Source organism: Pseudomonas sp. GM60 (assembly GCF_000282415.1).
Taxonomy (GTDB): Bacteria; Pseudomonadota; Gammaproteobacteria; order Pseudomonadales; family Pseudomonadaceae; genus Aquipseudomonas; species Aquipseudomonas migulae.
In genome coordinates, this window is the sequence record NZ_AKJI01000087.1 from 1 (window position 1) to 12,824 (window position 12,824).

The 12,824-nt window shown below is 60.5% G+C and carries 8 protein-coding genes; 7 read left to right on the forward strand and 1 reads right to left on the reverse strand.

Features of this window, described 5'->3' with window-relative positions; genetic code table 11:
- Positions 1–533: 533 nt before the first annotated feature.
- From PMI32_RS08460 to PMI32_RS08430, 7 genes are all read left to right on the forward strand, one after another.
- Entirely contained in the window at positions 534–2,585 is a 2,052-nt protein-coding gene (locus PMI32_RS08460) for a putative bifunctional diguanylate cyclase/phosphodiesterase (RefSeq protein ID WP_008032099.1), read from the forward strand.
- Positions 2,586–2,828: 243 nt separating this feature from the next.
- Positions 2,829–4,178: an imelysin family protein gene (locus PMI32_RS08455; RefSeq protein WP_008032101.1), complete on the forward strand. Its 1,350-nt coding sequence runs from the start codon at positions 2,829–2,831 to the stop codon at positions 4,176–4,178.
- A gap of 272 nt (positions 4,179–4,450) precedes the next feature.
- On the forward strand, positions 4,451–5,878 hold the full coding sequence (locus tag PMI32_RS08450; RefSeq protein WP_008032102.1) for a di-heme oxidoreductase family protein: 1,428 nt from the start codon (positions 4,451–4,453) through the stop codon (positions 5,876–5,878).
- Between the two features lie 25 nt (positions 5,879–5,903).
- Positions 5,904–6,968 carry an imelysin family protein gene (locus PMI32_RS08445; protein WP_008032104.1) on the forward strand — a complete coding sequence of 355 codons (1,065 nt, stop codon included), beginning with the start codon at positions 5,904–5,906 and terminating at the stop codon, positions 6,966–6,968.
- 14 nt (positions 6,969–6,982) lie between these two features.
- Positions 6,983–8,083, forward strand: a complete 1,101-nt coding sequence (locus PMI32_RS08440) for a DUF1513 domain-containing protein (RefSeq protein WP_008032105.1) — start codon at positions 6,983–6,985, stop codon at positions 8,081–8,083.
- A gap of 213 nt (positions 8,084–8,296) precedes the next feature.
- Complete coding sequence (locus tag PMI32_RS08435; protein ID WP_008032107.1) at positions 8,297–9,445, forward strand: efflux RND transporter periplasmic adaptor subunit; 1,149 nt, start codon at positions 8,297–8,299, stop codon at positions 9,443–9,445.
- 13 nt (positions 9,446–9,458) lie between these two features.
- Entirely contained in the window at positions 9,459–12,494 is a 3,036-nt protein-coding gene (locus PMI32_RS08430) for a multidrug efflux RND transporter permease subunit (RefSeq protein ID WP_008032109.1), read from the forward strand.
- A 102-nt stretch (positions 12,495–12,596) separates the two neighbouring features.
- Here PMI32_RS08430 and PMI32_RS0129085 read toward each other — a convergent pair whose 3' ends face one another.
- Positions 12,597–12,824, reverse strand: coding sequence for a hypothetical protein (locus PMI32_RS0129085; RefSeq protein ID WP_032828991.1), 228 nt, complete (start codon positions 12,822–12,824; stop codon positions 12,597–12,599).

Genomic DNA, 12,824 nt, shown 5'->3' on the forward strand with positions numbered 1-12,824 from the left:
CGGCCATGGATGGCCGATGGCGGCGGGCCCACGGAGCAGGACCGGAGCGAGGGAACGCCGAGCCTAAGCGAGGGGCCGGACGCTGGGGCGAAGCGTTTTGCTTACTTTTGGGCGTCTGCAAAAGTGAGTCGCCGTAAGGGCGAAACCATAAGCGGCCGTTACCGCAGGAATGGATATGTACACCCGAAAGAAAATGGTCCGCCATGAGGCCGTCATCGCCAGCAAGCCGGCTCCTACAGGAGATCGAGGTGTTGCAGATGGGTGATTACAGACAATGAAACAAGCGTTAAGCCCCTTGCCCCAACGCCACAGACGTCTACCATCAACCAAATGGAAAATAAGTCCAAATCCCCCTCAAGTTGAAGGACTCGACTACCGACACAGTACTAATAGGGCAAATACTCCAGGCAACAGCATTTCGGCCAACCCACAGGCAAATTCCCCTGTGCTTGATTGTCCCTTTGACTGCCATCACCGGATTGCCAATACTCATGGCAACTTGATGCTACCTGCACGGAACAAGGAATGACTCTTTGAAGCTGGAACTCAAGAACAGCTTGTCGGTGAAGTTGCTCCGGGTCGTGCTCCTGTCGGCATTGATCGTCGGCGTGGTCTTGAGCTGCGCGCAGATCGTTTTCGATGCCTATAAAACACGCCAGGCCGTGGCAGGCGATGCCCAGCGCATCCTCGACATGTTCCGCGACCCATCGACCCAGGCCGTCTACAGCCTGGACCGAGAGATGGGCATGCAAGTGATTGAAGGCCTGTTTCAGGACGACGCCGTCCGCCAGGCCTCCATCGGCCACCCCAATGAAGCCATGCTGGCGCAAAAATCCCGTGAGTTGCAGCAATCCAGCAGCCGCTGGCTGACCGACCTGATCCTCGGCAAGGAACGCACCTTCACCACTCAACTGGTGGGTCGCGGCCCGTACAGCGAGTACTACGGCGACCTGAGCATCACCCTCGACACCGCCACCTACGGACAAGGGTTCATCGTCAGTTCGGTGATCATCTTCATTTCCGGGGTATTGCGCGCCCTCGCCATGGGGCTGGTGCTGTATCTGGTCTACCACTGGCTGCTGACCAAACCGCTGTCGCGGATCATCGAGCACCTGACCGAAATCAACCCGGACCGCCCCAGCGAGCACAAGATTCCACAGCTCAGGGGCCACGAGAAAAACGAACTGGGCATCTGGATCAACACCGCCAACCAGTTGCTCGAGTCCATCGAGCGCAACACCCACCTGCGCCACGAAGCGGAAAACAGCCTGCTGCGCATGGCCCAGTACGACTTCCTCACCGGCCTGCCGAACCGCCAGCAATTGCAACAGCAACTGGACAAGATCCTCGTCGACGCCGGCAAACTGCAACGCCGGGTCGCGGTGTTGTGTGTCGGCCTCGATGACTTCAAGGGCATCAACGAACAATTCAGCTATCAGACCGGCGACCAACTGCTGCTGGCGCTGGCTGATCGCCTGCGGGGCCACAGCGGTCGCCTTGGCGCCCTCGCCCGACTGGGCGGCGATCAGTTCGCCCTGGTCCAGGCCGATATCGAACAACCCTACGAAGCCGCCGAACTGGCGCAAAGCATTCTCGATGACCTGGAAGCGGCATTCGCCCTCGATCATCAAGAGATTCGCCTGCGCGCCACCATCGGCATCACCCTGTTCCCCGAGGATGGCGACAGCACCGAGAAGCTGCTGCAAAAAGCCGAGCAGACCATGACCCTGGCCAAGACTCGCTCGCGCAACCGTTACCAGTTCTATATCGCCAGTGTCGACACCGAGATGCGTCGCCGTCGCGAACTGGAAAAGGACCTGCGCGACGCGTTGATCCGCGACCAGTTCTACCTCGTCTACCAGCCGCAGATCAGCTACCGCGATCATCGGGTGGTGGGTGTCGAAGCATTGATTCGCTGGCAACATCCCGAACACGGGCTGGTGCCGCCGGACCTGTTCATCCCGCTGGCCGAACAGAACGGCACCATCATTGCCATTGGCGAATGGGTGCTGGATCAGGCCTGTAAACAATTGCGCGACTGGCATGACCAGGGCTTCACCGACCTGCGCATGGCGGTGAACCTGTCCACAGTGCAGTTGCACCACGCCGAGCTGCCGCGGGTGGTCAACAACCTGTTGCAAATGTACCGCCTGCCACCGCGCAGCCTGGAGCTGGAAGTCACCGAAACCGGCCTGATGGAAGACATCAGCACCGCCGCCCAGCATCTGCTGAGCCTGCGTCGCTCCGGTGCGTTGATCGCCATCGACGACTTCGGCACCGGCTACTCATCGCTGAGTTACCTGAAAAGCCTGCCGCTGGACAAGATCAAGATCGACAAGAGCTTCGTACAAGACCTGCTCGATGACGACGACGATGCAACCATCGTTCGGGCCATCATCCAGTTGGGCAAGAGCCTTGGCATGCAGGTCATTGCGGAGGGGGTGGAAACCGTCGAGCAAGAGGCCTACATCATTTCCGAAGGCTGCCACGAAGGTCAGGGCTACTTTTACAGCAAGCCACTGCCGGCGCGAGAACTGGGCGCCTATCTGAAGCAGGCCCAGCGCAGCAACGCGGCTATTTTGTAGGGTTCCTGTAGGAGCGAGCCTGCTCGCGATGAACTCCAAGGCGACGCATTCTTTCAGTCTGCACGCGTTATCGTTCACGTTCATCGCGAGCAGGCTCACTCCTACAAAGTGCAACATCCGCTATCTGAATAAGAAATATTTCCAAGAACAACTCTTTACACATAATGCGAAAGATTTGCATTATGTCGCAGTTTCGCGCGCTAGCTGCGCCATTCCACCCCCTCTCGAAGCAGGATGTTCGCCATGATTCGTATGCCTCTGGCTACCGCCAGTCTGTTGGCCATCGCTATTTCCCTCGCCGGTTGTGGCGAAGGCAAAGACAAAGCTGCCGCCCCAGCGCCTACGCCAGCCGCCACTACCACGGCCCCGGCCGCTGCGCCTGCGCCAGCTGCTGCCGGCAAAGTCGACGAAGCCGCTGCCAAAGCCGTTGTCGCGCATTACGCCGACATCGTCTTCGCCGTTTACAGCGATGCCGAATCCACCGCGAAAACCCTGCAAACCGCCGTCGACGCCTTCCTCGCGAAGCCGAACGCCGACACCCTGAAAGCCGCCAAGGCTGCCTGGATCGCTGCTCGCGTTCCTTACCTGCAGAGCGAAGTGTTCCGCTTCGGCAACACCATCATCGACGACTGGGAAGGTCAGGTGAACGCCTGGCCACTGGACGAAGGCCTGATCGACTACGTCGACAAATCCTACGAGCACGCACTGGGTAACCCGGGCGCGACCGCCAACATCATCGCCAACACTCAAGTTCAGGTCGGCGAAGACAAGATCGACGTGAAAGACATCACCCCGGAAAAACTCGCCAGCCTGAACGAGCTGGGTGGTTCCGAGGCCAACGTCGCCACCGGCTACCACGCCATCGAATTCCTGCTCTGGGGCCAGGACCTGAACGGCACCGGCCCTGGCGCCGGCAACCGTCCAGCCTCCGACTACCTGGAAGGCAAAGGCGCCACCGGCGGTCACAACGATCGTCGTCGCGCTTACCTGAAGTCCGTGACTCAACTGCTGGTCAGCGACCTGGAAGAAATGGTCGGTAACTGGAAGCCGAACGTGGCCGACAACTACCGCGCCACCCTGGAAGCGGAACCGGTGGATTCCGGCCTGCGCAAAATGCTGTTCGGCATGGGCAGCCTGTCCCTGGGCGAACTGGCGGGCGAGCGCATGAAGGTTTCCCTGGAAGCCAACTCCCCTGAAGACGAACACGACTGCTTCAGCGACAACACCCACAACTCGCAGTTCTACGATGCCAAAGGCATTCGTAACGTGTACCTGGGCGAATACACCCGTGTCGACGGCACCAAAATGACCGGCGCCAGCCTGTCCTCTCTGGTGGCCAAGGCGGACCCGGCGGCCGACACCGCGCTGAAAGCCGACCTGGCTGCGACCGAAGCCAAGATGCAGGTCATTGTCGATCACGCCAACAAGGGTGAGCACTACGACCAGTTGATCGCTGCCGGCAACACCGCTGGCAACCAGATCGTTCGTGACGCCATCGCTTCGCTGGTCAAGCAAACCGGTTCGATCGAAGCTGCCGCTGGCAAGCTGGGCATCAGCGACCTGAACCCGGACAACGCTGATCACGAATTCTGATCAACGCTGGCTGAAAAAAAAGGCGACCTTCGGGTCGCCTTTTTCATGCCTGCCAGACACCGCCCCCCTGTAGGAGCGAGCCTGCTCGCGATGGTGTGTCAGCCAAGCAAGTGTCGACTGACACACCATCGCGAGCAGGCTCGCTCCTACAAGGGATCGTGGTTTGCCGGAAAACCCTGCCCCACATCAACCAAACGATAATTCCTCTTATTCAATCTCCCCTGCCCTGTTAGACTTTGCGCCCTTGTTTTGCTCGTCTTGCAGGATGTCTGATGCCCTCGCTGCCTCTTCGCTTGTCCGCACTGTTTCTGGCCCTGGGCCTGAGTGCCTGCGATGACGCCCCGCGTTTTACCCAGGCCGAACCCGGTGAAGCCAGGTCCGGTGGCAGCGCGACCGTGCGCAAGACCGATCAGAACGCCTTTTCCCTGCCCTCCGCCAACCTGCCGCCGTCACGGCGCGTGGACTTCAGCGTCGGCAACAGTTTCTTCCGCAACCCCTGGGTGATCGCCCCGTCGACCACCACGGCCCGCGACGGCCTCGGCCCACTGTTCAACACCAACGCTTGCCAGGGCTGCCATATCAAGGACGGTCGCGGTCACCCGCCTGCACCTGATGCGGTGAATGCCGTTTCGATGCTGGTGCGCCTGTCGATACCCGATTCACCGACCTACGCCAAAATCATCGAGCAGCAAGGTGTCGTGCCCGAGCCGGTCTACGGCGGCCAGTTCCAGGACATGTCGGTGCCCGGCGTGGTTCCGGAAGGCAAGGTTCGGGTTGATTACACGCCGGTGCCGGTGCGTTTCAAGGACGGCACCGAAGTCGAGTTGCGCAAGCCGACATTGCAGATCACCCAACTCGGCTACGGCCCGATGCACCCGGACACACGTTTCTCGGCGCGCGTCGCCCCGCCGATGATTGGCCTTGGGCTGCTCGAGGCGATCCCGGAAGAAGCGATCCTGGCCAATGCCGCTGCGCAGGCCAAAGAGAAAAACGGCATCAATGGCCGACCGAACCAGGTCTGGGATGACGCACAACAGAAAACCGTCCTCGGCCGATTCGGCTGGAAGGCCGGGCAGCCGAACCTCAATCAACAGAACGTTCACGCGTTTTCTGGTGATATGGGCCTCACGACCAGCCTGAGACCCTTTGATGACTGCACCGACGCGCAAACCGCCTGCAAACAGGCGCCGAACGGCAACGGCCCGGACGGCGAACCGGAAGTCAGCGATAACATTCTGCGTCTGGTGCTGTTCTACAGCCGTAACCTTGCCGTACCGGCTCGCCGCGATGTCGGCACACCGCAAGTGCTGGCCGGCAAGAGCCTGTTTTTCCAGGCTGGTTGCCAGTCCTGCCACACACCGAAATACACCACCGCCGCCAACGCGGCAGAACCTGAACTGGCCAATCAAGTGATTCGCCCTTACAGCGATCTGCTGCTGCACGACATGGGCGACGGCCTGGCCGACAACCGCAGCGAATTCCAGGCCAGTGGCCGCGACTGGCGCACGCCGCCGTTGTGGGGCATCGGCCTGACGCAGGCAGTCAGTGGCCACACCCAGTTCTTGCATGACGGCCGCGCCCGCAATCTGCTCGAAGCCGTGCTCTGGCATGGCGGCGAAGCAAAAGCGGCCCAGCAACAGGTTTTGTCTTTCAATGCCGAGCAGCGCGCGGCGTTGCTGGCGTTTTTGAATTCCCTTTAAACGTATTCCTTAGCGGGAGCCCTAAATGTTCCGTCCCAAGTTGTTGTTCACCAGCCTTGCCGCACTCGCCCTCGGCGCCTGCTCACCGCAGGATCCGCAAGCTGTCACGTCGGCGGCCATCGCCAAGTCGGTGATCCTGCCGACCTACACGCGCTGGGTTGAAGCCGATCGCCAGTTGGCCGTCAGCGCGCTGGCCTATTGCGAAGGCAAGGAAAACCTCGACACCGCCCGTGCCGATTTCCTCCATGCGCAGAAAGCCTGGGCCGAGCTGCAACCGTTGCTGATCGGGCCGCTGGCCGAAGGCAATCGCGCCTGGCAGGTGCAATTCTGGCCGGACAAGAAAAACCTGGTGGGCCGTCAGGTCGAGCAACTGGTGACCGCGCAACCGCAGATCGATGCCACCGCCCTGGCCAAATCCAGCGTTGTGGTGCAAGGCCTTTCGGCCTACGAATACATCCTGTTCGACAGCAAGCCTGACGTGGCCAACGAGGCGCAAAAAGCCAAGTATTGCCCTCTGCTGAAAGCCATTGGCGAGCGTCAGAAACAGCTGGCCGAAGAAATTCTGCAAACCTGGAACAACACCGACGGCATGCTCGCGCAGTTGAGCAAATTCCCGAACCAGCGCTACGCCGACTCCCACGAAGCGATTGCCGATCTGCTGCGTGTACAGGTCACCGCTCTCGACAGCCTGAAGAAAAAACTCGGCACGCCGATGGGCCGCCAGACCAAGGGTGTGCCGCAACCATTCCAGGCTGACCAGTGGCGCAGCCAGTCATCCCTGACGAGTATGGAAGCGAGCCTCGCCGCCGCCAAAACCGTGTGGGAAGGCGTCGACAACAAAGGCCTGCGTGGCTTGCTGCCAAGCGAGCAGAAACCTTTGGCCGACAAGATCGACGCCACCTACGCCGCGTCCCTGAAACTGTTCGCCAGCAACCAGCGTTCGCTGACTGAAATGCTCAACGACGACGCCGGTCGCCAGCAGCTCAACGACATCTACGACAGCCTCAATGTCGTCCACCGCCTGCACGAAGGCGAACTGGCCAAGGCGCTGGGCATCCAACTGGGCTTCAACGCCAACGACGGTGACTGATGAGGGCGAGTGCCATGCTGCGACGACAGGCTCTGACGTTAGGTAGTTTGCTGCTGGGAGCAGTGACACTGGGCGGCTGGACGCTGTTCAAGCAAAAGGACAAGAGCCCGCTGCTGCTCTCGGCGCGGGACGATGGCGACGGCAAGCACTACGCCGTCGGTTATCGGCTGGACGGTACGCGGGTGTTCGCCACCCAGGTCGGCCAGCGCTGCCACGACATCATCAACCACCCGACGCTGCCGATCGCGCTGTTCGTCGCCCGGCGTCCAGGCACCGAAAGTTACCTGATCGACCTGCGCGACGGCACGCTGCTGCAAACCGTGGCCTCGCAACCGAACCGGCACTTCTACGGTCACGCGGTGATTCACCAGAGCGGCGACTGGCTGTACGCCACCGAGAACGACACGTCCGATCCCGGTCGCGGCCTGCTCGGTGTGTACAAGTTCGAAGGCGAGCGTCTGGTGCACAGCGGCGAAATTTCGACCCATGGCATCGGCCCGCATCAGGTGTCGTGGATGCCCGATGGCGAAACCCTGGTGGTGGCCAACGGCGGCATTCGCACCGAGGCTGAAAGCCGCGTCGAGATGAACCTCAACGCCATGGAACCAAGCCTGGTGCTGATGCAGCGCGACGGTACATTGCTGAGCAAGGAAACCCTCGCACAACAGATGAACAGCGTGCGGCACCTGGGGATCGCCAGTGATGGCACCATCGTCGCCGGTCAGCAATTCATGGGGCCGTCCCATGAGTCGTCGGAGCTGTTGGCGATCAAGCGTCCGGGGCAACCGTTCGTGGCGTTCCCGGTGCCCGAGCATCAATTGCAAGCCATGGGGCATTACACCGCCAGTGTCGCGGTGCACAGTGATTTGCGCCTGGTCGCGTTGACAGCGCCGCGGGGCAATCGCTTTTTCATCTGGGACATGGACAGCGGTGAAGTGCGCCTGGATGCGCCGCTTCCCGATTGCGCCGGGGTGGGTGCGGTGGCAGACGGTTTTGTCGTGACCTCGGGTCAAGGCCGATGCCGGTACTACGATTGCCGCCAGACAAACCTTGTTGCAAAACCCCTCGAACTGCCTGCGGGGCTCTGGGATAACCACCTGCATTTGATGGCGTAATGACGCCGTTCCTTCAGCAAACGCTTTCCCCTGTAGGAGCTGGCTTGCCAGCGATGGCGATCTGAAGATCACCGCAATATCTTGTGGCCCTATCGCCGGCAAGCCGGCTCCTACAGGATGGGGGAAACCTCGAAAACATCGATTGGAATACCCTGTGCACTCGCGGTAATGTGCCCGACTGTCTCACCTGATTTTCTCCAAGGAAGTGGAAATATGCTGCGTCGCCGCATGCTGATCATGTTGGGTGTTGTTCTGTTGATCGTGCTGGTTCTGGCCGGTTACAAAGCCTTCTCCATCTACACGATGATTCAAGGCTTCGCTGTGCCGAAACCGCCGATCAGCGTCGCCGTGGCTACTGCTACCGAGCAACCGTGGCAGGAACGCCTGCCTACCGTCGGCACGCTCAAGGCGCTGCAAGGCGTGGACCTGAGCCTGGAGACCGACGGCACCGTCATCGATTTGCAGTTCGAATCAGGGCAGAAGGTCAAGGCCGGTCAACCACTCCTGCGCCTCGACAGCGCCGTGGAAAGTGCCTTGCTGGAAACCGCCCAGGCCGACCTCGGGCTGGCCCAGCTCGATTTCGGTCGCGGTAGCCAACTGGTGGGCAGCCAGGCCATTTCCAAAGGTGAATTCGACCGACTTTCGGCGGTGCTGAAAAAAAGCAAAGCCACGGTCAATCAACTCAAGGCTGCGCTCGGCAAAAAGAGCATCGCGGCCCCCTTCAACGGGACCATCGGCATTCGGCAGGTGGACGTTGGCGACTACCTTGCCAGCGGCACCATGATTGCCACCCTGCAAGACCTCAGCAGTCTCTACGTCGACTTTTTCGTGCCCGAACAGTCGGTGCCGAAGATCGCCATTGGCCAGCCGGTTGAAATCATCGTCGCGGCCTACCCGGCGCAGACCTTCCCCGGCACCATCAGCGCGATCAATCCGAAAATCGAGAACAGCACGCGCAACATGCAGGTCCGCGCGACCCTGGCCAACCCCGACGGCAAACTGTTACCGGGCATGTTCGCCAGCCTGCAGGTGATGCTGCCCAACCCGCAGCCGCGCATCGTCGTGCCGGAAAGCTCGATCACGTACACGCTGTACGGCAATTCGTTGTACGTGGCAGCGCAGAAAAAAACCGAAGACGGCAGCCTCGAAAAAGACGACAAGGGCCAACCGATCCTGATCGCCGAACGCCGTTTCATCGAAACCGGCGAACGACGCGATGGGCAGGTGATGATTACCAAAGGCGTGCAGAACGGCGAAAAAGTGGTCACCGCCGGCCAGATCAAACTGGACAACGGCGCGCACATTGCCATCAGCGACGACAAGACTTTAGCCGAGAAGAACAGCCCGCCACGCGCGGACTGATCAAGGAATCCCCATGGCTTTTACCGACCCGTTCATCCGCCGCCCGGTGCTCGCCACCGTGGTCAGCCTGTTGATTGTGCTGCTGGGCTTTCAGGCCTGGAGCAAGCTGCCGCTGCGCCAATATCCGCAAATGGAAAACGCCCTGATCACGGTGACCACCGCGTACCCCGGGGCGAACGCCGAAACCATTCAGGGCTACATCACCCAACCGATGCAACAGAGCCTGGCGAGCGCCGAGGGCATCGACTACATGACCTCGGTCAGTCGCCAGAACTTCTCGGTGATCTCGATCTACGCACGCATCGGTTCCAACAGCGACCGCTTGTTCACCGAGCTGCTGGCCAAGGCCAACGAAGTGAAAAACCAGTTGCCTCAGGACGCCGAAGACCCGGTACTGAGCAAGGAAGCCGCCGATGCGTCGGCATTGATGTATATCAGCTTCTTCAGCAAGGAAATGACTAACCCGCAGATTACCGATTACCTGTCACGGGTCATCCAGCCAAAACTGGCGACCCTGCCAGGCATGGCCGAAGCCGAGATTCTCGGCAACCAGGTATTCGCCATGCGCCTGTGGCTGGACCCGGTGAAACTGGCGGGTTTCGGCCTCAGCGCCAGCGATGTGACCGATGCCGTGCGCAAGTACAACTTCCTCTCCGCCGCTGGCGAAGTGAAAGGCGAGTACGTGGTCACCAGCATCAACGCCAACACCGAGCTCAAATCCGCCGAAGCCTTCGCCGCGATACCGCTCAAGGTCGACGGTGACAGCCGGGTGCTGCTCAGCGATGTCGCGCGGGTCGAGATGGGCGCGGAAAACTACGACACCATCAGCTCCTTCGGTGGCACGCCCTCGGTGTACATCGGCATCAAGGCAACGCCCGGCGCCAACCCGCTGGACGTGATCAAGGAAGTGCGCAAGATCATGCCGGACCTGGAAGCCCAGCTGCCGCCGAACCTCAAGGGTGAAATTGCCTACGACGCCACGTTGTTCATCCAGGCCTCGATCGACGAAGTGGTGAAAACCCTGTTCGAAGCGGTGTTGATCGTGATCGTCGTGGTGTTTCTGTTCCTCGGGGCGCTGCGTTCGGTGGTGATCCCGGTGGTGACCATTCCGTTGTCGATGATCGGCGTGATGTTCTTCATGCAGATGATGGGCTACTCGATCAACCTGCTGACCCTGCTGGCGATGGTATTGGCCATTGGCCTGGTGGTGGACGACGCCATCGTGGTGGTGGAAAACATCCACCGTCACATCGAAGAAGGCAAGACGCCGCTGGACGCCGCCATTGAAGGCGCCCGGGAAATCGCCATGCCGGTAGTCTCGATGACCATCACCCTGGCGGCGGTCTACGCCCCGATCGGCTTCCTGACCGGCCTCACCGGGGCGCTGTTCAAGGAGTTCGCCCTGACGCTGGCCGGTGCGGTGGTGATCTCCGGCATCGTCGCCCTGACGTTGTCGCCGATGATGTGCGCCTTTCTGCTGCGCCACGACGAAAACCCCAGCGGCCTCGCTCATCGGCTAGACCTGATTTTCGAAGGTCTCAAGCGCCGCTACCAGCGCATGCTGCACGGCACGCTCAACACGCGGCCGGTGGTGCTGGTGTTCGCGGTGATCGTGCTGTGCCTGATTCCGGTGCTGCTCAATTTCACCAAATCGGAACTGGCACCGGACGAGGACCAGGGCGTCATTTTCATGCTGGCCAGCGCCCCGCAGCCGACCAACCTTGATTACCTGAACACCTACACCGACGAGTTCGTCAGCATCTTCAAGGCGTTTCCCGAGTACTACTCATCGTTCCAGATCAACGGCTTCAACGGCGTGCAATCGGGGATTGGCGGTTTCCTGCTCAAACCGTGGAACGAGCGTGAGCGCACGCAAATGCAGATCCTGCCCGCGGTCCAGAGCAAACTGGAAAGCATTCCAGGGTTGCAGATTTTCGGCTTCAACCTGCCTTCCCTGCCGGGGACCGGCGAAGGGCTGCCGTTTCAATTCGTCGTCAATACCGCCAACAATTACGAGTCGCTGCTGCAAGTGATGGACCGGGTGAAAAAACGCGCGATGGAGTCCGGCAAGTTTGCCTTCGTCGACGTTGACCTGGCCTTTGACAAACCCGAAGTCGTGGTCGATATCGATCGGGCGAAGGCCGCGCAAATGGGCGTGTCCATGCAGGATCTGGGCGGCACGCTGGCGACGTTGCTGGGCGAGGCGGAGATCAACCGGTTCACCATTGAAGGTCGCAGCTACAAAGTCATCGCGCAGGTCGAACGGCCTTTCCGGGACAACCCCGACTGGCTGAACAACTATTACGTGAAGAACACCAAGGGCGAACTACTGGCCCTGTCGACCCTGATTTCCGTGACCGACCGGGCACGCCCACGGCAACTGAATCAGTTCCAGCAGCTCAACTCGGCGATCCTGTCCGGGGTCCCGCTGGTGAGCATGGGTGAAGCCCTCGACGCGGTGCGTCAGATTGCCCGGGAAGAGGCACCCGCAGGTTTTGCCGTCGACTATGCCGGTGCATCGCGGCAGTACGTGCAGGAAGGCAGTGCGCTGTGGGTCACTTTTGCCTTGGCATTGGCGATCATTTTCCTGGTGCTGGCGGCGCAGTTCGAAAGCTTCCGCGACCCGCTGGTGATTCTGGTGACCGTGCCGCTGTCGATCTGCGGCGCTCTGATTCCGCTGTTCCTCGGCTGGTCGAGCATGAACATCTACACCCAGGTCGGACTGGTGACGTTGATCGGATTGATCAGCAAGCACGGGATCCTGATCGTCGAGTTCGCCAACCAGTTGCGCAAGGACAAGGGCCTGACGCCGCGCGAAGCGGTTGAGGAAGCAGCGGCCATTCGTCTGCGTCCGGTGCTGATGACCACCGCGGCGATGGTATTTGGCATGGTGCCGTTGATCATCGCCACGGGCGCGGGCGCTGTCAGCCGGTTCGACATCGGCACAGTGATCGCCACGGGGATGTCGATCGGGACGTTGTTTACGCTGTTTGTGCTGCCGTGCGTGTACACGTTGCTGGCCAAACCCGATAAACCAGTGAACGCATAATCCTTGTAGGAGCCGGCTTGCCGGCTCCTACAGAGCGTAAGAGACACGGAAATGAAAAAGGCCTCGCATTTTGCGAGGCCTTTTATTTGGGCTTCAATCTGGTCAACTCTGCGGCCTCAGTCCTTGAGAAAGTCCGAACATGAACAGTAATAAATCATGATCGGGTTGGGTTGCAACGGTCGCCTTCGCAACCCGCGGCATCGGACAACGCGCGTCCCCGTTCACTGAACCGAGGACCTGCGTGCGGGGCTGCTCCCAAGCCGCCACCGCCAGTGAAGCAACTGCCAAGGCTCCTATCAAGAACAAACCTCTAGCAATTTCGAGTTTCAT